This is a genomic window from Geomonas paludis (assembly GCF_014193585.1).
GTDB classification, from domain to species: domain Bacteria; phylum Desulfobacterota; class Desulfuromonadia; order Geobacterales; family Geobacteraceae; genus Geomonas; species Geomonas paludis.
Map to the genome: position 1 here is coordinate 106,611 of NZ_BLXY01000011.1, position 23,152 is coordinate 129,762.

At 64.0% G+C, this 23,152-nt stretch carries 15 protein-coding genes; 7 read left to right on the forward strand and 8 right to left on the reverse strand.

The window, feature by feature from the left end; all coding sequences use genetic code 11:
• Window positions 1–2: 2 nt before the first annotated feature.
• The 5 genes from H7687_RS18140 to H7687_RS18160 form a co-directional block, all read right to left on the reverse strand.
• Window positions 3–7,346 (reverse strand): type I polyketide synthase, encoded by a 7,344-nt coding sequence (locus H7687_RS18140; protein ID WP_183350032.1) that lies wholly within the window; start codon window positions 7,344–7,346, stop codon window positions 3–5.
• On the reverse strand, window positions 7,343–8,956 hold the full coding sequence (locus H7687_RS18145; protein WP_183350034.1) for a PfaD family polyunsaturated fatty acid/polyketide biosynthesis protein: 1,614 nt from the start codon (window positions 8,954–8,956) through the stop codon (window positions 7,343–7,345). Before H7687_RS18145 ends, H7687_RS18140 begins: the two co-directional genes overlap by 4 nt.
• A gap of 254 nt (window positions 8,957–9,210) precedes the next feature.
• Entirely contained in the window at window positions 9,211–9,864 is a 654-nt protein-coding gene (locus H7687_RS18150) for an arylesterase (protein ID WP_183350036.1), read from the reverse strand.
• Between the two features lie 152 nt (window positions 9,865–10,016).
• A complete protein-coding gene (locus H7687_RS18155) occupies window positions 10,017–12,515 on the reverse strand; it encodes an ABC transporter permease (protein ID WP_183350038.1) in 2,499 nt (832 codons plus the stop codon).
• Window positions 12,508–13,188, reverse strand: coding sequence for an ABC transporter ATP-binding protein (locus tag H7687_RS18160; RefSeq protein WP_183350040.1), 681 nt, complete (start codon window positions 13,186–13,188; stop codon window positions 12,508–12,510). Before H7687_RS18160 ends, H7687_RS18155 begins: the two co-directional genes overlap by 8 nt.
• Window positions 13,189–13,490: 302 nt before the next feature.
• Between H7687_RS18160 and H7687_RS18165 the strand changes: the two genes are divergently transcribed.
• Window positions 13,491–13,640: a hypothetical protein gene (locus H7687_RS18165; protein WP_246404985.1), complete on the forward strand. Its 150-nt coding sequence runs from the start codon at window positions 13,491–13,493 to the stop codon at window positions 13,638–13,640.
• Between the two features lie 70 nt (window positions 13,641–13,710).
• Here H7687_RS18165 and H7687_RS18170 read toward each other — a convergent pair whose 3' ends face one another.
• Both H7687_RS18170 and H7687_RS18175 read right to left on the reverse strand, forming a co-directional pair.
• Entirely contained in the window at window positions 13,711–13,887 is a 177-nt protein-coding gene (locus H7687_RS18170) for a rubredoxin (RefSeq protein WP_183350044.1), read from the reverse strand.
• Between the two features lie 26 nt (window positions 13,888–13,913).
• Complete coding sequence (locus H7687_RS18175) at window positions 13,914–14,396, reverse strand: universal stress protein (protein WP_183350047.1); 483 nt, start codon at window positions 14,394–14,396, stop codon at window positions 13,914–13,916.
• A gap of 213 nt (window positions 14,397–14,609) precedes the next feature.
• On the opposite strand from H7687_RS18175, the gene H7687_RS18180 reads away from it, so the two are divergent.
• From H7687_RS18180 to H7687_RS18205, 6 genes are all read left to right on the forward strand, one after another.
• Window positions 14,610–15,239, forward strand: a complete 630-nt coding sequence (locus tag H7687_RS18180; protein WP_183350049.1) for a DUF4136 domain-containing protein — start codon at window positions 14,610–14,612, stop codon at window positions 15,237–15,239.
• 9 nt (window positions 15,240–15,248) lie between these two features.
• Window positions 15,249–15,809: a DNA-3-methyladenine glycosylase gene (locus tag H7687_RS18185; protein ID WP_198424648.1), complete on the forward strand. Its 561-nt coding sequence runs from the start codon at window positions 15,249–15,251 to the stop codon at window positions 15,807–15,809.
• A gap of 128 nt (window positions 15,810–15,937) precedes the next feature.
• The gene (locus H7687_RS18190) at window positions 15,938–17,080 is read left to right on the forward strand and encodes a sensor histidine kinase (RefSeq protein ID WP_183350051.1); all 1,143 of its coding nucleotides are present in this window, start codon (window positions 15,938–15,940) and stop codon (window positions 17,078–17,080) included.
• A 13-nt stretch (window positions 17,081–17,093) separates the two neighbouring features.
• Window positions 17,094–17,579: a response regulator gene (locus H7687_RS18195; RefSeq protein WP_183350053.1), complete on the forward strand. Its 486-nt coding sequence runs from the start codon at window positions 17,094–17,096 to the stop codon at window positions 17,577–17,579.
• Between the two features lie 54 nt (window positions 17,580–17,633).
• Window positions 17,634–19,676 (forward strand): pilus assembly protein PilZ, encoded by a 2,043-nt coding sequence (locus H7687_RS18200; protein WP_183350055.1) that lies wholly within the window; start codon window positions 17,634–17,636, stop codon window positions 19,674–19,676.
• Window positions 19,677–19,693: 17 nt separating this feature from the next.
• On the forward strand, window positions 19,694–21,955 hold the full coding sequence (locus tag H7687_RS18205; protein ID WP_183350056.1) for an ATP-binding protein: 2,262 nt from the start codon (window positions 19,694–19,696) through the stop codon (window positions 21,953–21,955).
• A 73-nt stretch (window positions 21,956–22,028) separates the two neighbouring features.
• Here H7687_RS18205 and H7687_RS18210 read toward each other — a convergent pair whose 3' ends face one another.
• The gene (locus H7687_RS18210; RefSeq protein ID WP_183350058.1) at window positions 22,029–22,976 is read right to left on the reverse strand and encodes an IS110 family RNA-guided transposase; all 948 of its coding nucleotides are present in this window, start codon (window positions 22,974–22,976) and stop codon (window positions 22,029–22,031) included.
• Between the last annotated feature and the right edge of the window lie 176 nt (window positions 22,977–23,152).

Below are 23,152 nucleotides of genomic sequence, written 5' to 3' on the forward strand. Positions count from 1 at the left end.
GCCTATGCCGCCCCCACAACCGTTACGGTCCTAAGCTTGTTGCGCTGGAAGGCCTGTTTCAGGGACGGGTCGATGACGCACTCGTACCCTTCCAGGCGCGCCACCAGTTTGCCGCTGCTGCGGTCGAGGAACTCCATGTCGGCGCTGGCGCCGTGCTGGCTCTCGGAGGTGACGCGGATGACGACCTGCACGCCCTCGCGCGGGAACGACTCCTGGAACTGGCGGTAGCGCCCGGCGAAGCAGGGGAGGGAACCGGCGCCGAAACGCTCGAAGCTCCAGAGGATCATCATCTGGAAGGCGCTGTCGAGGACCAGCGGGTCGGTGAGCCAGGAACTCCTCAGGGGGCGCCTGATCCACTTGGCAGGCGCCGGGGCGCCCTTGACCGAGGCGGCGATTCCCTTGGCGGAGCAGCCGTCAACCTGTTCGATGCCGTGCAGGTCCGGCCCGTGGAACAGGCGCTCGTTGTTGTAGATCACGCCATCGTGCGGGGCGTACGGAGTGCTCGGGATCTCCTTGATGGAGCGGATCCCCTCCGGGTGCTTGGTGGCCAGCACGATCTCGGCACGGGCGTGCAGGATGGTCTTGCCGTTGACGCCCGGGCTGGACAGTTCAACCGGAACCAGCCAGAACGACTCGCGCTTTTCGGCACGGCCCGCCATCACGTTGAGGGTGAACGGGGTGTTGTCCTCGAAGACCACGCCCTTGCAGATGCGCAGGTCGTTGAAACCGTGGAAGCGGAAACCGGGGTTGCCGTGCAGCGCGCCGTGGGCGAGCCACTCGACGATGACCGCCATGGGGAGCACCGCCTTGCCGTCCAGCACGTGGGAGCGCAGGAAGGGGTATTCCGGCACGGTCAAAGTGAGCGAGAAGGCCTCGGACAGGCTCTGCGGTTTGCCCGCTACGGGCGCGGCGGCGCTCACCTGTTCTGGGAGCTGGGCGATGGCGACGATCTCGACTGGTGCGTCGGCAGCGGAGATTTCACGTGCCAGGAACTCGCCACCATCGGTGAGGCCGATGACGCCGATCCCTTCCGCAGCGAACACCTTCTTCAGTGCCGGGGTGACCATGCCGCCGTCCCACGGACCCCAGTTGATGCTGACGCAGCGGCAGCCGGTGCGGCGGCGCGCCTCGGCCTGGGCAGTCTTATTGAGCACCTCGTTGGCGACCGCGTAGTCGACTTGGCCCACGCGGCCGAAACGGCCGGTGGAGGAGGAGAAAAGGGCCACGAACTTGAGGTCGTCGTTCCGGGTTGCGTGCAGCAGGGCGCGCAGACCATGCACCTTGGTGCTGTAGACCTGTTCGAACTGCTCCGGGGTCTTGTCCACGATGAGGCGGTCGGCCAACACGCCGGCGCCGTGTACGACGCCGCGGATCGGGCCGTGGGCGCGACGGACCTCGCCGAGCAGCAGTTCCATCGCGCTCTGGTCGCGGATATCGACCGAGCGGTAGATGGCCTCGGCGCCGGTGGCGGCGATGGAGGTCAGGGTCTCGCGCAGTTCGCGCCCGGCCACCACGGAGCGGTAGCGCTCCTCGATCTCGCGGGGATGCAGCTTACCGGTGGCGTTCTGCATGATGGCGCGCTTGATCTCGGCCTCATCGCTGACGCCGGTCAACCAGGCAGGCTCCTCCTGCGGCTCGGGGCTGCGCCCCAGGAGCACCAGGAAGGGATGGTATTCCTTGGCAAGCGCCAAGGCGGAAACCGCGGTAACCCCGCGTCCGCCGCCGGTGATGACCACGACGTCACCTTTTTCCAGGACCGGATCGGCCGGGGCCGGTGCAGCGGGGAGTACGACGCTCTGCAGGCCGAAGCGGCCTTCCGGAGTCAGCCCGACCTCGACCGGGCCGCGACGCAGCATCTCGATGGCCACGGCGCCTGCGGCGGCTGCGGGATGAGCGAACTCGCCCAGGTCGATGGCCTTGCAGGCCACTTCAGGCCACTCGAAAGCGGCGGTCTTGGTGAGACCGGCCAAGGCGCCGGAAAGAGGATCCTTCAAGGTCTTGCCGGCGCCGAAACCGAAGGCGCCATCCAGGCGGGAAACGGTGACGCAAACCGCGCCCTCGGAGCGCCCGGACTCACCCAGGGCTGCCGCCGCGTTCTTGAGCAGGCGGAAGGCGTTTTCGAGGAAGAGGTCGTCAGTGCCGGCAACCGGCGCGCAGATGACCAGGCCGGAAAGCTTCCCGGCCGGTGCAATCTGCTGTGCCTGGGCCGCGTTGACCTTGCGCACCGAGCAGCCGTGTTCGAGCAGGATGCCGCACAATTCCGCGGCAAATGCGGAACCGTCGTCGGTTACCCAGATCTCGCCGTCGTTGGCGAGGGTGATGGCATCGTCGTCGCTATCGCCGAGCAGTACCGGAGTCATGGAGCTGCGCTCGATGGGATGCGCAGGGCTTTCCACTGGCGCGGCAGCGGCAGGTACTGCTGCTACATTGGCAGGGGCAGCGACCTCGGCAGCAGCCGGAGCTGCCGAAACTGCGGGAGCAGCAGGTTGTGCCGGGCCCGCGAGGAAATTGGCGATGTCACCCAGGGTACGCAGGGTGCCCAGGTGCTCCGGGCCGATCGCCGGGCAGGCAGGGAGGCGCTCCTGCAGGGCGGAAAGGATCTCGACACGCTTGATGGAGTCGATACCGAGGTCGGAATCCATGCCCATGGTCAGTTCCAGCATCTCGGACGGGTAACCGGTCTTGTCGCTGACAACTTCGAGCAGGGCTTGGCAGACGGCGGCATGATCGACTGCAGCGGCTGCAGGGGAAGCAACCGGTGCAGCGGGTGCTGCCGGGGCGGCAACAGCGGCAGCGGCCGGGGCAACGGCAGAACCGGCGCCGAGGAAACCGGCGATGTCACCCAGAGTGCGCAGGGTGCCCAAGTGCTCGGGGCCGATGGTCGGCGAACCGGGGAGACGCTCCTGCAGCGTGGACAGGATCTCCACGCGCTTGATGGAGTCGATGCCCAGGTCGGAGTCCATGCCCATGGTGAGTTCGAGCATTTCGGTCGGGTAACCGGTTTTCTCGCTCACCACATCCAACAGTGTGGCGGTCACATCGGCGGCAGCGATGGTGGACACCGTGGACATGGTGGACGCGGTGGACGCAATGGAAGGTGCGGCGCCTGCGGCGAGATGCCCGGCGATGTCGCCCAGGGTACGCAGGGTGCCGAGGTGCTCCGGACCGATGGCGGGAGAGCCGGGGAGGCGCTCCTGCAGGGTGGACAGGATCTCGACGCGCTTGATGGAGTCGATGCCGAGGTCGGAGTCCATGCCCATTTCAAGCTCGAGCATTTCCACAGGGTAGCCGGTCTTCTCGCTTACTACTGCCAGTAGTGTCGCGGTCACGTCGGCAGATGCAACGGTGGACGCCGTGGACATGGTGGACGCGGTGGACACGGTGGAAGGTGCAACTCCGGCGGCGAGGTGGCCGGCGATGTCGCCCAGGGTGCGCAGGGTGCCCAGGTGCTCGGGGCCGATGGCCGGGGAGCCCGGCAGGCGCTCCTGCAGCGTGGACAGGATCTCGACGCGCTTGATCGAGTCGATGCCGAGGTCGGAGTCCATGCCCATTTCAAGTTCGAGCATTTCCACAGGGTAACCGGTCTTCTCGCTGACCACGGCGAGCAGCGTTTCAGTCACGTTGGAAGGGGGACAGGCACCTGCGGAGCCAGTCCCCGTGCTGGTGACTGCGCTGGCGGCGGCCGGTGCTGCGGCAGCTACAGACGCGGCGCCTGCGGCGAGGTGACCGGCGATGTCGCCCAGGGTGCGCAGGGTACCGAGGTGCTCGGGCCCGATAACGGGGGAACCCGGCAGACGCTCCTGCAAGGTGGAGAGGATCTCTACGCGCTTGATGGAGTCGATACCGAGGTCGGAGTCCATGCCCATGTCGAGCTCAAGCATTTCAATGGGATAGCCGGTTTTCTCGGAGATGACGGCCAGAAGGGTTTCAGTCACGCGGGAAGGGGGACTGGCACCTGCGGAGCCAGTCCCCGCAGCGGCGGGCGCCACGGGCGCGGCAACGACCGGCGCCGGAGTCGCCTTGGCAACAGCCGGAGCAGCCACGGGGGCGGCGGCCGGAGCCGGGGCTGCTGCGACAGGGGCCACGTAGGCAGGGGCCTGCGGGGCGGCGACGGGTGCGGCCTGTGCAACGGCGGTCGGAGCCGCGTAGGTAACCGGAGCGACCGGTGCCCCCATGATCAGCCGCTGTTGCTGCTCGAGGAGCGTCTGGAAGGTTTTGGCTGCGGCTTCCTGCCCTTCGAGGAAGCGGCGATGCAGCAGCGCGGTATCTTCCTGCATCTTCTGCAGAACTGCCATGCCTTCACGCGCCAGGCGCAGGGATTCGTTCAGGTTCGCGTGGGAGGCGGGCTGGGCAATGGTCTGCGGCTGGTGCGCCGGCGCCGCAGGTGCAGCAGCTTGGTAGCTCGCCTGCTGCGGAGTGACGGCGGCAGCCTGCACCGGGGCGGCAGGAGCAGCCACAGGGGCGACCGGTGCCGCGGCGACTACAGCCGGTTTCGGCTGAACGGGCGGTTTTTTCGGCTTTGCTTTCACGTAGTTGGCGCCACAGAGCGGAATGGTCAACGCGGGCTTTTTGCCGGTCGGTGCCGGGGCGGGAGTGTGTCCCTCGTCCCAGAGCGCCAGGTTGACGCCATAGCCGAGCACGGCGAGCTGCGCCAGGGTCCGGGCCAGGTCGGCGACACCGGCGCGCTTGCCGGAGGAAGCGTCCAGAGCAAAGGCGAGGTGGGGGCGGTTACCGAGGATGGCCTGCACGAGGCCGGTCAGGCGGTTGCCCGGGCCGACTTCGACGAAGTTGGTAATGCCTGCCGCGTACATCGCCTCGATCTCGGCCACGAACTCGACCGGCTTGGCGAGCTGGGCAGCCAGTTGCGCCTTGGCGGCAGCTGCATCGGCCGGGTAGATGGCGGCGGTGGTGTTTGCGTAGGCCGGGATCTTCGCCTGCGGCATGTCGATTTTTTCCAGGGCGGCGAGGAACGGCTTGGCGGCGTCGGCGACCAGCGCGCTATGGAAGGCGGCGGCAACCGGCAGTTCCTTGCAGGTGAGACCGAGCCCCTTGAAGACGGTGACGGCGCGCTTGATCTCGGCGCTGGCGCCGGAAAGAACGGCCTGAGTAGGGGCGTTCTTGTTGGCGATGACCAGGTCGAGCTTCTCGGAGGCGACCACTTCGGCGATTTTCTCCAGCGGCGCGGAGACGGCCAACATGCTCCCCTTGTCGCCGGAGCCGGCGCCCATCAGCTTGCCGCGCAGGCGGGACAGTTCGTGCAGCGCGTTCTCGTCGAGCCTGCCGGCGGCGCACAGTGCGGTCAGTTCGCCGTAGCTGTGACCGGCAACAGCATCGGCGTCTACGCCGAAGTCACGCAGCACGCGCAGCGCACCGAGGCTGGTGGCGCCGATGGCGGGCTGAGCGGCCTGGGTGGCGCGCAGTTCCTCCTCCTGCCTGGCGCGGGTCGCGTCATCATAGGCGGAAGGGGGGTAGATCAGGTCGGAAAGCATCTTGCCGTCGGCGCTGACGAATCCTTCGTTGGCGGCAGCAACGGCGTCCAGCACCTGGGGGAAGCTGCAGGCGAGGTCGTTGAGCATGCCGGTGTACTGCGAGCCCTGGCCGGGGAACAGCATGCCGAGCTTGCCGGGTGCGCCGCCGCAGGCGAAGTAGGCGCCGTCGGGAGTCTGCCAGGCGGATTTCGCGTTCTTGTCCAGCATGGCGCGGGCGTTCTTCACCAGCGAGGCGAGGTTGGTCTTGCTGCGCTCCACGACCAGCGCGAGGCGGCAGGGGGCTTTGGCATCAAAGGAAGTGCGGGAGGCCAGGGCCAAGTCGCGCACGACTCCCCAGGCGGCATCGGTGGGGACCGAATCGAGTTTGGCCGCGACTGCGGCGCCGTCGGCACCCGAGAAGGCCAGGATCTGGGTGTTGCCGTCCCAATCCACGCCCTGTTTCTTCGGCTGGTACTCCTCGAGTACGACGTGGAAGTTGGAGCCGCCGAAACCGAAGGCGCTCACCGCGGCGCGGCGCGGCGCATCGGAACGGGGGAACCAGGGACGTTTGCCGGCCGGGAGGTAGAAGGGGGAGCCGTCGCCGACCACGACGCTCTGCGGGGTCTGCACCTTGATAGTCGGCGGGATGACCTTGTGGTGCAGGGCGAGCGCCGCCTTGATCAGGCCCGCGGAACCTGCCGCGGCCTTGGTGTGGCCGATCTGGGACTTCACCGAGCCCAGCGCGCACCACGGGTTCTCGGCCTTGCCGTACACCTCGCGCAGCGCGCTCACTTCGACGGCGTCGCCGACCTTGGTGCCGGTGCCGTGGGCTTCCAGCATGCCGATGGTTTCCGGGGTGACGCCCGCGTTTTTGTACGCGTTCAGCAGCGCCTTCTTCTGGCCGGCGGAGCTGGGGGCGTAGATGGCGTCACCTTTGCCGTCGCTGGAAGAGCCGACGCCGCGGATCACCGCGTAGATCTTGTCCCCGTCGCGCTCTGCGTCCGCGAGACGCTTCAGCACCACGATGCCGAGACCTTCGCCCAGGATGGTGCCGTCGGCGGAAACGTCGAACGGCTTGGCGTTGCCGGTGGGGGAGAGCGCCGGGGTCTTGCTGAAGCACATGTACATGAAGATGTCGTTGAAGGTGTCGATGCCGCCGCTGACGACGATATCCGACTTACCCGACATGAGTTCCATGGAGGCCAGGTGCAGCGCGCTGAAGGAACTGGCGCAGGCGGCGTCGACGACGCAGTTGGTGCCGCCCAGGTCGTACTGTTTGCTGATCCTGCCTGCCACCACGTTGCCCAAAAGACCAGGGAACGAGTTTTCCTGCCACGGCACGTAGGAGTCGGAGATGCGCTCGACGACATCCTTGGCGGTTTCCTCGTCGACACCGGCGTCCTTGAGGGCGGAGCGCCAGACCGGGTGGCCGAGACGCGCCCCCAGCGGGATTACCAGCTCCAGCGTGCCAGTGACGCCCAGGATAACGGAGACGTTGCTCTTGTCGAAGGCACGCTCAGGGCCGTAACCGGCGTCCTTGAGTGCCTGCCCGGCGGCCACCAGCCCCAGCAGCTGGGAAGTGTCGATCGCCTCCAGCACGTTGGGCGGGATGTTGAATTCCATCGGGTTGAAATCGACCGGCGAGAGGAAGCCGCCGCGGCGACCGTAGGTGCGGTCCGGGCTCTTCTGGTCCTCGTCGTAATAGGCATCCACCGGCCAGTGGGTGGAGGGGATTTCCGTGATGGCGTCGACCCCGTCCTTGATGTTGGCCCAGTAGGCGTTTTTATCCGCGGCCTGCGGGAAGAGGCAACCGATGCCGATGATGGCAAGCTGAGTTCCGTTGCTGGAGACGGCAGGTTTCAGATCATCAGTTTTCAACAAAGGTACTCCTTGATTTGAGCGATTTCGAGGGGTTGCGGTGCGATCTCTTCCAGGCGCAGCTCGATGCCCTGGCTGCGCAGGAAGTTGGCGCGGGTCAGGTGCGCCGCACCGTGCAGGATATTGAGCGCGACGGTCACGATCTTGCGCTCGGCGGCTGCCTCCAGGAAGGAGCCGGCGGCCCATTCGTTGAAGGCGCCCATGGCGGGGCCGCACCATACCTGGTAATCCATCTTGCGGTTTTCGACGCCGTCTTTGGCCCAGTGTGCCCCCATGCCGAGGTACCAACGGAAGACCAGCGCCATCTTGTGTTTCGGGTCGCGCTCGCTGCGCTCCACCTGGGACGGGTCGCGCTTGAGGAAGTAGTCCCGGGTGCCGCGCCAGATCTCTTCCAGCGGTGCCAGGAACATGGTCTTTTCCAGCTTTTCCCGCTCGGCGGCGGGAATCTCGTCCATGCTGCCGTAGGCGCGGTACAGGTCGTACAGCTTGGCGGCGCGCATCGGGAACATGGTGCCGCGCTTCAGGACCTGAACGGTGACACCCATCTCGAACATGTCGGCGGCGGGGGCCATGGTGACATCGGCCTGGCGGGTGCCGGCCAGCATGCCGCGCACGGTGTCGGAGGTGCCGGACTCGACGCAGGCCTGGTTTACCGACCCGGTCATGACGTAGGCGGCGCCCATGGCAAAGGCGGCTGCGGCCGAAGCCGGCGTGGAGACGCCTCCGCCGAGGCCGACGCGCAGTTTGCAGTCGTAGCCGTACTGGCGCTCCAGCCGTGCGGCCAGGGAGTTGATGGTCGGGAACAGGGCCATGGCCGGGCGGTTGTCGGTGTGCCCGCCGGAATCGGCCTCGGCGGTGACGTCCTGCGCCAGCGGCACATGGGCGGCCAGTTCGGCCTGTTCGGCGGTGATGGAGCCGTTCTCGACCAGGGCGCGCAGCAGCTTCTCAGGGGCCGGCGCGAAGAACTTGGCCGCCAACTCCTCGCGGGAAACCTTGGCGATGATCCGGTTGGGCGTGACGATGCTGCCGTCGGCGGCGCGCTTGATGCCGTGCAGCCGGTAGCGCACCAGGGGGAGGGTCAGCGCCAGGAACGCCGAGGCCTCGATGATACGCACACCCTTGCGGATATACAGCTCGGCCAGCTCCTTTTCCAGCTCCGGCTCGTGCGGGGAGTGAATCAGGTTGAAGCCGTAGGGGATGTCGCCCAGGGACTGCTTGAGGCGGTCGGCGGTATCCGAGACCGTGGAGATGGGCAGGCCGGCGGCGCCGAAGAAACCCAGCATCCCCGCGCGCCCGAGCTCCTCGGCCATGGCTGCGGAACTGATCCCCTTGGCCATGGAGCCGCCCAGGTACGGGTAGCGGATGCCGATCTCGCGGCAGAATGAGGGGTCACCCAGATTTTCCGGAAGGCAGGCCGGGGCATAGCCGACGCAGGAAGCAACGCTGCCGGCGCCGCCCAACTGAGGGACCAGCGCGCCGTCGCGCTGTACCAGGTACAGGGGATGACGCACGACGCGGAGCGCGTCTCTAAGACTCATAACGGCAGGACCGGAACTCTCGGGTTTGGCAGAGCAAGCGCCAGGCTCACCCTGAAGTGTGAAAAGATCCAAACGGCATTCTCCTGTTGCCACGAATTTGCAGCGGAGTTGTGATGGCTGTTGGTACTGGATCGGCAGAAGGACAAAGCTCGGGCATGGAGAAGGCAGGTCCACCCATCATGTCAATTGCTGCAACGAAAAGCCGGATCCGGCTGTAAGTATTTGCGCCCAGTTTAACAGAGTACCTGTACATTAAATCGCGCAAAAAAGCAAGACAAGACGCGGGTTCAGGGCAACTTTTAACAGTGCGGGAAGAGCGTTGAGAGTCACGCTCCTCCCTTTTGTTTGATCGCTTTAACCACGTACGGGTAGACGGTCTCGGTGACGATGGCGTACCCCTTGGCGGTCGGGTGGACGCCGTCGGAGAGGTTGAGGCCCTCCTTGCCGGCGACCTTGTCCAGGAAGAACGGGATCAGGATCACCTTGCGCTCCTTGGCGACGCGGGGGTAGATGGCGGCGAACTTGCCGGTGTAGGCAGGGCCGAGGTTCCTCAGCATCCTCATGCCGGCCAGAACCACGACCACGCCTTTGGACTGCAGGGTGGAGACGATCTTGTCGATGTTGCGGTAGGCGAGGTCGGGATCCTGGCCGCGCAGGCCGTCGTTGGCGCCGGTTTCCAGTATGACGATGTCCGGCTTGAGCTTCATGACCCAGTCGACCCGGGCCAGGGCGCCGGTGCTGGTCTCGCCGCTGATGCCTGCGTTGATCACGGTCCACTGGTAGCCGGCCTGGTGCAGTTTGCGCTGCAACTGGGCGGGGTAGGCCTCGGACTCGCGGATGCCGTATCCGGCGGTGAGGCTGTCGCCGAAGGCGACGATGGTGCCGTGGCTCGCGGGTTTCGCTGCGCCCGCGGCCAGGGCCGGTCCGGCGCCAGTGACGGTGCAGAGAGCCAGGGTGAATATGGTGAAAAGGTTGCGCATTAGGTTCTCCTTTGCGTAAAGCAGGTGACGCCGCTTGAGGGGACTGGCTCCGCAGGTGCCTGTCCCCTTAGTCCGCATCGTTTGAACTGTGAAGCAGGTGCCGTAAACCAAAGGGGACAGGCACCTTTCGGAGCCAGTCCCCGCCCACTTGCCTACTCGTCTGACTGCTCGCGCAGGAAGGTCACCGGCTTTTGGCGCAGCAGCGGGAGAGTGACGGCCAGGCCGACCGCAACCACCAGCAGCGTGGTGCCCGCCACCAACAGCAGGCTGTCGGCAGGGTAGGGGCGGTATTCCATGTCCAACCCCTTGCGGCAGATGAGCAGGCTGGCCACCTGGGACATCAACAGGGCAATGGCGCCGCTGACCAACCCCAGCAGCAGGTTCTCGGCGGTGAAAACGGCCAGCACGAAGCTGCGCCTGGCGCCGAGGATGGTGAAATAGACCGCTTCCTGGATCCGGGCGTAGCGGGTCGCGAACACCGAGCTTACCACAATCAGCACCCCGGCTACGATACTGAATGAGGTGAAAAAGCGGACGATGGTGGAGAGTTTGCCCATGATGCGCCCGAAGATCACTACCGTTTCGGTGAGGTCGATGACGCTCACGTTGGGGAACTGGTCGACCACCTGGTTCTGCAGCGCGCTGATGCGTTCCTTGTCCACCCTTACCGCGGCAAAGATGGTGTGCGGCGCTCCGGCAAGTGCGTCCGGCGGGAAAACGAAATAGAAAAAGGGCGTGAAACCGCTGCTGGTGCGGGTGCGGATACTGGCTATGCGGGCGGTCATCGGGACGCCCTGGATCTTGAAGGTGATGCTGTCGCCCACCTTCATGTCGTGCATCTTGAGCACCGTGTCCAGCACGGAAACCTGCAGCGCGTCGCCCCAGTCCTTGCGAAACAGCGTGCCGCCGGAGACGATACGCTCGTCGGCAAGGAGTTCGTTGCGGTAGGTGAGGTTCATCTCCCGGCCGAGGTTGTCGCCGCGCGACTTGCGCTCCTGCTCTGGGTCGATCGGTTTCTCGTTCACGGCGCTTACCGTCCCCTTTACGATGGGGTAGTACCTCGCCCCCGGCCCCAAAAGCCGCGCCAAGCCTTCCTTCTGGTCAGGCTGGATGTCGATCAGGAAAACGTTGGGAGCCCCGGGGGGAAAGGACGTTATGAAGCTGGCATCGAGGTTCTTTTCCACGAGGGTGAGCGAAAAGATCACGCCGAGCGCGGCGGAGAGCGTGACGATGATGGAGAGGGAGGCGTTGTGCGGGCGGAACAGCCCCTTGAGGGCCTGCCTGAGCGCCAGGCTCCCGGGCGTGCTCTTTCTCAACAGCCGCAGCACCAGGGCAGCGAGCAGGTAGGAAACCAGGATGAGTCCGAGCAGGGCGAGCATGAAGTAAAGGCCGGTCTTCAAGTCGCGCAGCCGGATCAGCACCATGGAGAGGAAAAAGAGAGCCCCCAACCCGGCGATGATCCAGGTCGAACGGCTCCACATTCCTGCCGCGTCCTCCTTGCCGAAGATAGCGCGCGGCTTAACTTCCTTGAGCCGGTACAGGGGGAGGGCGGTGAACAGGAGCACCACCAGAAGGCCGATCAACATCCCTTGCCAGATGGCGTTGAAGGAAATCTGCAGCGTTACCTGGGCCGGGATGAGCCCGCTGAACAGTGAGGGGAGAAAGCCCTGCAGCAGGAAACTGCCGGTGAGTCCGACCAGGGTGCCGATGGCGCCGAGGACCAGGGTGACGGCAAGGAAGTGTCCGATGATGAACCGGCTCTTGGCGCCCAGCGCCTTCAGCACCGCGATGGTCCGCTCCTGTTCCTTCAACAGCGCGAACAGGGTGCTCTGGATCCCGAAGCCGGAAAGAAGCAGCGTGAAGATCCCGCTCAGGTTGAGGAAGAACAGCAGGTTGTCGAAGAAGCGCTTCACTCTGGAGCCGGCGTTTTTGTAGGTGGCGACACGGACGCGGGTTTCATCGGTCGTGGCGGCAAGACGGGAGGCGATCGTGTCGAGGTCTTTCTGGTGCGCCACTTTGAGCAGGGTCACGTGTTCCACCCGGCTTCCCAGGCCGATCAACCCCAGCGCCTCCCGGTCGGCGGCGGCAACGAAGACCCGCGGTCCCAGCGAGAAGAAGTTCACCGGCCGGTCCGGCTCCTGCAGCACTACGTCGCGCACAACCAGCGTCGCGTTCCCCACCTTGAGCGAGTCCCCGGGCTGCAGGCGCAGGCGGTCCAGAAGCTGCTGCTCCACGACGAGGGTTCCGGGCTTGAGCACCTCGGCCAGCGGCTTACCCGAGCGCAGCAGCACGCGGCCGTAGAAGGGATATCCCGGCTCGACCACCTTCAGGTCGCAGAGCAGGGAACCTTCACCTTTTACTTTCTGAACGACCGAGTAAAAGTCCCAATACCGGGCACTTTTTGTCTGCCCGTGCTGGACCAGCGTGGCAATTTCCTGTTCCGTTGCGGAGGGTAGGGGAGCGTGGGACCTGACGATGATGTCGGCGGCATGCAGCGACTGGGCGTCGCGCAAAAGCGAACTTTCCACGCTTTCGCGGAAGCTCCCCAGCGACACCAGCGTGATCATGGAGAGGGCGACGCAGAGGATGAAGACGGCGCACTGCCGCTTCGCCCCCGTCATCTGGCGCACGATGAAACGCAGGTTAACCATGCGTCGCGTCCGTCACCACCCGCCCGTCCTTGAGCGTCACCACGCGGTCCGCACTCCCGGCAATTTCCGGGCTGTGGGTGACCATGAGCAGGGTCGTGCCGCGCTCGCGCTGCAGCTCAAGGAGGATCTGCAGTATCGCCGAACCGTTCACCGAATCGAGGTTGCCGGTCGGCTCGTCGGCGAAGATGATGCGCGGGTCGTTGATGAGGGCGCGGCAGATGGCGCAGCGCTGCTTTTCGCCGCCGGAGAGCTGGTGCGGGAAGCTGGTCATGCGGTGCGCCAGTCCCACCCGCTCCAGAAGCGCCTCTGCCTTGGCACGAGCAGCACGGTCCCGGCGCAGTTCGGCCGGAAAGGTCACGTTCTCAAGGGCGGTGAGGGAAGGGACCAGGTGGAAGGACTGGAACACGAAGCCGAAGGTGCTGTTGCGCAGCGGCGCCAGGGCGTCCTCGGCAAGGTCGGTGATGTCGCGTCCCTCGATGAAGACACGCCCCTGGTCCGGGCGGTCCAGGCCGGAAAGAATGGTGAGCAGGGTGGTTTTGCCGCTGCCGCTCTCCCCCTTCACCACCAGGAATTCCCCCTCGGACACCGCCAGGGAGACCCGGTCCAGCACGGTGATGTCGCGGCTGCCGATGCGGTAGTTTTTGGTAACGTCGAGCGCTTGCAGGATGGTCATCAGGGCAGGGTTCCGTTTCTTCGATCAGGGTGAATCTCCGCCAGGGGAGGTTTACAGTTAGAAAAATTTTATTACACTCTCCGACTCGGGCGAAATGATTATCCCGGTACAGATAATTCAGGGCGAATGATTATTCGCCCCTACAGGTGGATCACAGCGAATTCAACCATAGAGAGTCAGAGGCAAAGGCCTATGCACCTTCACTCAAACATGGAGAGGTTGCCATGCGAAAATCCGGATGTCGACTGAAAAAACGAAGGAGTTGCTTCTCCGAGTGCAGAACGACCAGTGTGGGCGCCGCAATGCCTGGTACCAACAAGCTTTTGTTCTACTGCTCCCTGGATGAAGCCGAATGCCGTTACGCCCTGCCGGTCGGCTATGACATCGTCTGCAAGCATCCCGACTGTGAACTGTTCGCAGCCGAAGACCCCGCGGGGCATCCCTTCCTGTAATTCCACGACAAAGAAAAGGGCAGGTCCCGGGACCTGCCCCTGCAGGTTTCATCCAATCATCGTTTTTGTGTCAGCGCTCCGGCTCCTCGGGATACGGTTCGAAGAAGCTCTTGGCCGCCTTGCACACGGGACAGTGCCAGTCCGGCAGCAACTCTTCGAAGGAGATATCGGGCGGGACATCGTTGACGGGGTCTCCCTCGTCCGGGTCGTACACATACTGGCAAATGGTGCAGGTCCATCGTTGCATGGGCAATCTCCCCTCGTTTGCGCGAGTTACCAGTTGACAGCTTCAGGCTCCCTCTTAATCAGCAGAATGCTGCAGGGCATGCGACGCAGGATGGCATCGTTGTCGCGGCCAAAGAGCATGTGTTCGATACGCCCCTCTTCATGGGCCAGCAGCACCATGAGGTCGATCTTCTCGTCCTTGACCACCTGCATGATCTCGTCGACCGGCTTGCCTTCCTTGATGATGACCTTGATGGGAAGCCCCGCGCGTATCTCCTGCCCGATCATCTGGTCCAGTTCGTCCTTGGCCCGCTCCCTGATGCTGGCGTAGTTCTTCACCTCGTCCGGAATGGCGCTGGGGGCGTTGAGCGCGCCTCCCGCCATACTCATGGTCCCTTCGGGATTGGTGGCGATATGGAGCACCATCAGTTCGGAGCCGTATCTCCTGGCGATGGAGACGCCTGCCTGGACGGCATCCCGGCAGTATTCGCTCATCCTGTTGACCACGAGAACGCGTTTGAAATTTTCCATGGCCTTGCCTCCTGAGTCAATGTTGTGGCCTGAAGTGCGCTGCCTTACGATGTTGTTAACGAATCCGGCGCAGGGGAGGCGCTAATGATTGACCACCCCAGTATATACGATTGCCAACCCGCAGCAACTTGGTATAAATATTTCCAATCTTCCCCGAACCCCCTTCCAAAGCCTTGCCAGCACGCCAATTCCAACCGTTAACGGAGGTGACACATGCGCAACCTGATCAGGATCGCCGTAGTGTTGTGTTTGACCACCATGCTCTGCTCCTGCGCTTCGGTTTCTGTCGTGGATACCTGGCGCAACCCTGTTCTAAGCGGCAGCCGTTTGCACAAGGTACTCGTGGTCAGCTTCGCCAGGAAGGAGGGGAGCCGTGCCGTGTACGAGGACATGCTGGTCAGCGAGCTGCACCGGCAAGGGGTCGAGGCGGTCGCCAGCTACACCATCCTGTCGCAGGTGAAGCTGCCGGACTGGCATGCACTGGACCGCGCGGTGCGCTCCACCGGTTCGCAGGGTGTGTTGACCGTGCAGACCATCAAGGTGGAAAAGCAGACCACGGTGCAGCCCAGCGGCGTCGCCACGCCGTATCCAGGCTACTGGTATCCGCCCGCGTTCCCGGACTGGGACTTCCCCGGTTACTACCGCTCCATGGCCCTGTACGGACCGACCTACGTGTCCACCTACGACGTAGCCACCATGCAGGTGAACCTGTTCGACCTGGGCTCGGACAAGCTCGTGTGGGCCTCGACCATGCAGACCATGGAGCCGGAGAACGTCACCAAGGTGGGGAAGGACCTGGCGCACAAGGTGGTGAAATCCCTCAAGAAGGAAGGACTGATCTAGGAGGCGTCCATGACCGCGCTGACCCCGGTGCCGCGCGCCTTCTACGACCGCGACACGGTTGAAGTCGCGCACGATCTCCTGGGCGCCTTCCTGGTCCACAACCTGGCCGGAGAGGTGAGGGTGGGCAAGATCGTCGAGGTGGAGGCCTATCTCGGCGAGAGCGACCTGGCGGCGCACTCCTCGAAGGGGCTGACGCCGCGCACCCGTATCCTCTTCGGCCCGCCCGGTTTTGCCTACGTCTATCTCATCTACGGGATCTACTGCTGCATGAACGTGGTGACCGAACGGGAAGGCAACGCCTGCGCCGTCCTGCTGCGCGCCCTGGAACCGGTGCAGAACCTGCGCGACCGGACCCAGGGGCCGGGGCTTCTGTGCCGTGCCATGGGGATCGACCTGCGCCACAACGGGCACGACCTGGTGAGCGCGGATTTCTTCATCGCTCCCCGGGACGGCAACGAGCCGCGCCAGGTGGTGGCGCGCCCCCGTGTCGGTGTCGACTACTCGGGCCTCTGGGCCAGCAAGCCCCTGAGCTTCTACCTGGACGGAAATCCTTACATATCCCGGAAATAGAGAACTGTCCCCGCCGCGCCGCCGCCGCAATCCCTCCCTTTGATCCATGTCGGTTAGCACGACAAAACATTAGTGCAAACAAATCTTACTTCGCTATACTCTTCTGCATTTGCCAAGGAGAGCCCGCCATGGACATGCAGCAGGCAGAGCAGCTCTACCGATTGATGTTCACCAACATGCGGGAGGCACTCGCCATTCTGCACCTGGACGTGCGCAATCCCGAGGCTCCCCCACAGGTGATCGAATTGAACCCCGCGGCGGTCAGGCTGTGCCGTTGCAAGTCGTTCAACTTCGACAATTGCCTGGTGACCGACTGCTTTCCCGGATGGTTCGACCCGGACCGGTTCAAGGACCACTGCCACCGCCTGGCGGCGTTCGGGGGGTCCCTGGAGTTGGGCGAGGTCTACCGGGACGAGTTCTTCTACCGGGTCCGCATCTTCGCCCTGACCGACAACCACATCGGCATGGTGATCAGTGACTGCACGCGCTACCGCGAGGAAGAGGCGGAAATTGCCGACCTCACCGCGAAGCTGGAAAAAGAAGCCGCCACCATGGACCGTCGCGTCGCCGAACGCACCGCGCAGCTCGAGGAGATCAACGAGGAACTGGACACCTTTGCCTTCTCGGTCTCCCACGATCTCCGTGCTCCCATCCGCGCCATGCAGGCCTTCGCCGAGATCCTTCTGGACGACGAGCTGCAGACACCCGCCGAGCGCAACGCCTACCTGGTGCGCATCAAGACCGCCGCGCAAGGGATGGACCGGCTCATCCAGGACCTGCTCGCCTACAGCCGGGTCAGCAGGCAGGAGATCACCCTGGAGCCTGTGCGCCTGGGCCAGGTGGTGCACGACGCGTCCCAGCAACTGGAACTGGCCGCAGGGGGCAAAGCCTACCGCCTGGAAATCGCCCAGGACATGCCGACCGTGATCGGGCACCACGTGGTGCTGGTGCAGGTGGTGCTGAACCTGATGACCAACGGCATCAAGTTCGTCCCCAAGGGGGTGGTCCCCCTGCTGCGCATCTGGACCGACGAGTCGCAGGAGTACTGCCGCCTATACGTCGAGGACAACGGCATCGGCATCGCCCCGCAGCACCAGGAGCGGATCTTCAAGATCTTCGAGCGTCTGCACAGCATGGAGAGCTACCCCGGGACCGGGGTGGGGCTGGCCATCGTGCGCAAGGCGGTGCAGCGCCTGGGGGGACGCATCGGATTGGAATCGAAGGAAGGGGAGGGGAGCCGGTTCTGGATCGAACTCAGGAGAGCGCAATAGCGCCGGGGGGACCATGAGCTACGTGCACCACACCATCCTCCTGGTCGACAACGACCAGGACCAGGCCCACTTCACCAGGCTCGCCCTGCAGCGGGTGGGCGTGATAACGCCGGTACAGAGCGCCAGGGACGGCGAAGAAGCCATCGGCTACCTGAGCGGACGCGGGGTGTTCCAGGACCGGGACAGCTACCCGATGCCGGTCCTGATGCTGCTCGACCTGCAGCTGCCGCACATCTCGGGGGTGGGGCTTTTGTCGTGGCTCAGGGAACAGCCGGCCCTGAAACGGCTGCCGGTGGTCGTGCTCACCACGCCGGTGCCGGCGGCGGATCTGAACCGGGCCTACGAGCTTGGCTGCAACTCCTTCCTGTTCAAGCCCAACTCATTCAACGCGCTCCTGGTGATGATGCAGAACCTGGTGCAGTACTGGCTGGGGCTCAACGTCGCGCCCGAGCTTGCGGCCCACCCGCCGGCCCAGGAGCAAAGCGGCACGTCTGTCTGATTCCGTTGCCAAACTCGCGCCAGCAAACCGTCCTGGACCGCCCGGGAGGGACACATGGGAGACGCGGTAACCACACTTCGTGCAGTCCCATCCGATGCCGAGAGCCCGGCGACCGGCAAGAGCGTCAGCCGCAGCCACTTGGTGAACCGCCTGAACTACATCAATTTCCAGGACCAGACCGTGCTGGTGTGCCTGAAGCACCTGGTCTACGACGACGCCATCCTGCTTCGCGCCCGGCCCGAGCCGTGTGCGGGAGAGCAGTTGGAGTGCCGCTGGGACGAGCCGTGGAGCATCCAGCAGATCCTGAAGACGTACCGGTTCGCCTACCTCCTCATCGCCGATGGGAGGAAGTACCTGGTGGTGAACTCCGAGTTGCTCTCCATCGATGATGCCGGGTTGTCCCTGCTGCTCCCGACCGCCTGCCGCGAGTTCCAGGCCAGGAAGATCCGTCGCCATCCCGCCAACGAGGTCAGCGCGCAACTGCTGCAGCACGGCGTGCTCTTCGATTGCGAACTGGTCGACTTCACTCCGGTCACGCTGCGGGTCACCGGGACCTGGCAGCGCCCCGAGGCGCTCAACTGGATCAATACGGACGAGCCGGTGCACCTGAAACTGTCACGCGGCGACGCCCTGATCTTCTCGGGGAGCTTCGACATCCTGTCCCTCGACAGCGACAACCGGCGCTGCTCCTTCGTCTTGAAACAGCATCAGGACAACTTCCGCCGCTTCCGGCCCAAGGCCTACCGCAACGCACGCAAAGAACTGGTGCCATCGCCCAACATCGTGTTCGACCACCCGCTCATCGGCAAAAGGGTCAACCTGAAGATGGGGGACCTCTCCGGCACCGGTTTCTCGGTGGAGGAGAACGAGGGGGAATCGGTGCTGCTGCCGGGCATGATGATGCCGGGGGTGAAGATCACCTTCGCCCAGGGGCTGACCCTGGAGTGCCTGGCCCAGGTGCTCTCGCGCAACGTCACCGGGGAGGAGGGGGAGGAGCGGAGCGCCCGCTGCGGCTGCGCCATCCTGGAGATGGAGATCCGCGACCACGTCAAGCTCCTTTCCATCCTGCACCAGGCGGCCGACCGCAACGCCTACGTCAGTACCGAGGTGGACCTGGACGACCTGTGGGACTTCTTCTTCCAGACCGGCTTCATCTATCCCGGCAAGTACGCCTACTTCCAGGCCAACAAGGAACGGATCAAGGAGACCTACGCCAGGCTGTACAGCGAGAACCCGCACATCGCCCGGCACTTCATCTACCTGGACCGGGGCGCCATCCTGGGGCACCTGGCCATGGTGCGCTTCTACCAGAACTCCTGGCTCATCCACCACCACGCCGCCAGAAAGTCCGCATCGGTCAGGGCGGGGCTGGCCGTTTTGGAACAGGTGGGACAGTACCTGAACGAGCTGGAGAGCTTCCCCTTCGCCCACCTGCGCTACGTCTTTTGCTACTACCGCCCGGACAACAAGTTCCCGGCCCGGGTCTTCGGCGGCTTCGCCCACAAGCACGGCGACCAGAAAAGCTGCTCCCTGGACCTGTTTGCCTACTCCCACTACCGCCCGGAGGGGGACGAGCCCCCCTGGCCGGAGCCGTGGGTGCTCTCCGTGAGCAGCGACTTCGACCTGACCGAACTGGGGCGCTTCTACCGCCACGTCTCCGCGGGGCTGATGATCGACGCCTTCGACCTTACCCCGGGCGCGGCCGGCAGCAGCGAGGTCAACGACGACTACCGCAACCTCGGCTTCCACAAGGAGCTCTACCTCTACTCGCTGCGCAGGGGGGGCGGCCTGAAAGCCCTGTTCCTGGTCAACTGCACCGACGCCGGTTTCAACATGGCCGAGCTCACCAACTGCGTCACCGCGGTGGTCATCGACCAGGAAACGCCCCCGGAGCTGATCGCGCTCTCCCTGAGGCAGGTGAGCCGGCACTACCAGGGGGAGGGGATGCCGGTGCTCACCTTCCCGCACGCCTACGTGGAGGAGAAGGGGCTGCCGCGCGAGAAGAGCTACCTGCTCTGGACCCTGGACATGCACTACAGCGACCACTTTCTGCAGTATTGCGACGGACTTTTCAAGGGACACCCCAAAGGGCAGTGAAGCCCGCCGGAGCCTGAATGGAACCATCCCGCCTGCGCGACATGCCGCTGTACAACAGCAGGATCATCAACTCCTTCATCCTGCTGGTGAAGCACAAGTACAGCCACGTCGACATCAACGAGCTCCTGGCGTACGCCGGGATGAAGGATTACGAGGTGGCCGACCAGGCGCACTGGTTCCGGCAGGACCAAGTGGACCGCTTCTACGAGCGGCTGCTGCAGATGACCGGCAACCCGAAGATCGCGCGCGAGGCGGGACGCTACGCCGCCTCCCCCGACGTGCTGGGGGCCATGCGCCAGTACATCCTGGGGCTCGTGGACGCCTCCAGCACCTTCGACATCATCAGCAAGGCCACGGCCAACTTCACCAGGAGCACCACCTACAACTCGCGCCCGCTCGCCTCCAACATGGTCGAGATCACGGTCACCCCGGTGGAGCCGGGGCTGGAGAAGCAGTACCAGTGCGAGAACCGCATCGGCTTCTTCGAGGCCATCGTGCTCATGTTCAACCACAAGCTCACCGACCTGCAGTACTTCCCGGAAATCCGCCACCTCCCCACCATACAGCAGCCCGAGTGCGTGTTCCGCGGCGACCCGGTCTGCCGCTACATCGTCACCTGGGAGAAGAGCCCCTACACCTACCTGAAGAAGGCGCGCAACGTCCTGTTGCCGGTCCTGGTCGCGGTCAACCTGGTGCTCCTGGTGGCGCTGCAGGGGCGGGGTGCCCCGGAGATCCTGCTCGGCTCGCTGGCGCTTTTTCTCCTGGTCTGGCTGGCAGCGGAGATGAGCGAGAAGAGGGCTATCAAGGAAGGGCTCAGCAGCACCAACCACTCCATCGAGAACCTGCTGGAGCAGATCGATCTCAATTACAACAACGCCATGCTGACCCACGAGATAGGACAGCGCCTGGGCAACCTCACCCGTCTCGAGGAGATGCTCATGGACGTGGCGGACATCATGCAGCGCAGGCTCGAGTACGACCGGGGCGCCATCTTCCTGGTCAACGCCCAGGAGGGGCGGCTGCAGCTGCGCGCCAGCTACGGCTACGGCGCGGGGGAGCTGGCCTGCCTGAACGGCCTCGACCTCCCCCTGGACCACGGCGGCGACGGGGAGGACGTCTATGTCGCCTGCCTCAATGAGCAGCGGCCGTTTCTGGTGAACAACCTGGAACAGGAGAAGGAGACGCTGGGGCAGCGGACGCTGGCCTGCGCGATGAAGAACGGCACCCGGGCCTTCATCTGTTGCCCCGTGGTGTCGGACGGGGTCTCCCTGGGTGTCCTCACCGCCGAGAACGTGAAGACCAAGCGCCCCCTGGTGGAGAGGGACGTGAGCCTCTTGATGGGCACCGCCGCCATCATCGGCATCAGCTATCGTAACTGCGAACTGATCGGCGCGCTGGAACAGGCCAAGCAGGAACTGGAGCAGCGGGTGGCGCAGCGCACCGCGGACCTGGAAGAAAGCAGGCGCAAGATCGAACTGCAGCACGAAGAGCTGACGCGGACCCTGTTCGAACTGGAGGAGGAAACGGCGCAGCGGCTGCAGGCGCTGGAGGAACTGGGGGAGAAGGAGCGCATGCTCCTGCAGCAAAACCGCCTGGCCGCCCTGGGAGAGATGATCAGCAACATCGCGCACCAGTGGCGCCAGCCGCTCAACGAGCTCGGGCTGATCGTCCAGGAACTGCCGGTCATGTACGACCGGGGCGGGCTCTCCCGCGAGTACCTGGGCGAGAGTGTCGCCAGGTTCATGAAGGTGCTGGGCCACACCTCGAGGACCATCGACGACTTCAGGAACTTCTTCAAGCCGGACAAGGAGTCGGTCCCGTTCCGGGTCGCCGAGGTGGTGGAGAAAACGCTCTCCCTGGTCCAGGAGAGTTTCAAGACCCTGCAGATCGCGGTGGAGCTGCACATCAGTGGCAATCCCGTCATCACCGGGCATCCCAACGAGTTCTCCCAGGCCATCCTCAACATACTGTTCAACGCCCGGGACGCCTTCCTGGACCGAAAGGTCGCCAGCCGCGAGATCCGGGTCGCGGTGTTCGAGGAGCAGGGGCGGTCGGTGGTTACCATACGCGACAACGCCGGCGGCATCCCGGAGGAGATCATCGAGAAGATCTTCGACCCCTATTTCACCACCAGGGGACCGGAGCGGGGTACCGGCATCGGGCTGTACATGTCCAAGGTGATCATCGAGAAGAACATTCCCGGCAGGCTCTCGGCGCGTAACGTCGCCAACGGGGCCGAGTTCCGCATCGAGGCGCCGGGCCAGGCAGGCTCCGGGTGACGGACTAATTGACAAGGTGGTGGAGCAGGCTAGAATAAGCGATTGTTAATGCGCAAAGCAACCGTGTTCTCTGTCAAGCAAAAGCGTGGCTATCGCTCCAAGGCTGGTTATCTCTGAGCATTGCATTCAGTATGACCAGGAGCTTTCGCATCGTAGCGGTTATAGCCACCTTGTGCACCTTACCGGCGTTCCTTAGCCGGTCATAGAAGACTTTTATCGTGGGGTTAAATCGCACTGCTGCTAGTGCCGCCATGTACAAGACACAACGTACTGCTGCACGGCCTCCCCAGATCGAGCGTTTGCCTTTAACCCTGCCGCTGTCACGGTTGTAAGGGCACAGGCCAACTAACGCGCTTATTTGTTGTCTGGTGACAGATCCCAGCTCGGGGAGTGCAGCGAGCAAAGTTGCTGCAGTCACAGGACCAATGCCCTTGACACTGGTTAGAATCTCCCCCTTTGCCTTCCACATTGGGGAAGACTGGATGAAACGAGATATATCGTCATCATAGGAGCGGATCTGCTCCTCCAGCCATTCGATGTGGCGGATGATGCCATCTCGTACTGATTTCGGAGCAGCGGAAAGTCTGTTCTTCTCGGCCGTGAGCATCTCGACGAGTTGCCTCCGGCGCGAGATCAGCGCCGATAGTTCCTGAGCTGGCTCATCCTTAAGAGGACGGATGTCAGGCTCAATCTTCTGGCCGAATAGTGCGATTACCTTTGCATCAAGCTTGTCTGTCTTTGCAAGTAATCCACAGGCCTTGGCGAAATCTCGAATCTGCCTGGGATTGACAATTACTACGGGAAGTGACGCCGCAGAAGCAATTCCGGCTGCCAGCATTTCGAGTCCTCCTGTGGACTCGAAAATAACCCGGGATGGTGCTAGCTCAGCAAGGACTTTCACCAGTTGATTGCAGCCGCTCTCATCATTGACGAACCGCTGTGAAACACCCAGAGGGATCACGAATAGGTCGAGATTCTCTTTGCTTACATCAATACCAGCTACAGCTACTTTAGGTTCCATGTTTTCTCCGTCCCTTTCTTGCGAAGATGCGGGCTCAGGCCCAGGCAACCGTTCGGGCTGTGAAGAAGAGGACATGGCGTTTTACGCTTTGCGACGGGCTCGAACCCAAGACGCGAACAAACTGCCATGTCCCGGAACAGAAAATCTAGCTGCTTGATCGTAAACATACAAGACGC

Coding starts and splice junctions, on each gene's coding strand:
- H7687_RS18150 (WP_183350036.1), bottom strand. CDS start 9,864: ATGCGCAACCTTTTCACCATATTCACCCTGGCTCTCTGCACCGTCACT.
- H7687_RS18155 (WP_183350038.1), bottom strand. CDS start 12,515: ATGGTTAACCTGCGTTTCATCGTGCGCCAGATGACGGGGGCGAAGCGG.
- H7687_RS18160 (WP_183350040.1), bottom strand. CDS start 13,188: ATGACCATCCTGCAAGCGCTCGACGTTACCAAAAACTACCGCATCGGC.
- H7687_RS18165 (WP_246404985.1), top strand. CDS start 13,491: ATGCCTGGTACCAACAAGCTTTTGTTCTACTGCTCCCTGGATGAAGCC.
- H7687_RS18170 (WP_183350044.1), bottom strand. CDS start 13,887: ATGCAACGATGGACCTGCACCATTTGCCAGTATGTGTACGACCCGGAC.
- H7687_RS18175 (WP_183350047.1), bottom strand. CDS start 14,396: ATGGAAAATTTCAAACGCGTTCTCGTGGTCAACAGGATGAGCGAATAC.
- H7687_RS18180 (WP_183350049.1), top strand. CDS start 14,610: ATGCGCAACCTGATCAGGATCGCCGTAGTGTTGTGTTTGACCACCATG.
- H7687_RS18185 (WP_198424648.1), top strand. CDS start 15,249: ATGACCGCGCTGACCCCGGTGCCGCGCGCCTTCTACGACCGCGACACG.
- H7687_RS18190 (WP_183350051.1), top strand. CDS start 15,938: ATGGACATGCAGCAGGCAGAGCAGCTCTACCGATTGATGTTCACCAAC.
- H7687_RS18195 (WP_183350053.1), top strand. CDS start 17,094: ATGAGCTACGTGCACCACACCATCCTCCTGGTCGACAACGACCAGGAC.
- H7687_RS18200 (WP_183350055.1), top strand. CDS start 17,634: ATGGGAGACGCGGTAACCACACTTCGTGCAGTCCCATCCGATGCCGAG.
- H7687_RS18205 (WP_183350056.1), top strand. CDS start 19,694: ATGGAACCATCCCGCCTGCGCGACATGCCGCTGTACAACAGCAGGATC.
- H7687_RS18210 (WP_183350058.1), bottom strand. CDS start 22,976: ATGGAACCTAAAGTAGCTGTAGCTGGTATTGATGTAAGCAAAGAGAAT.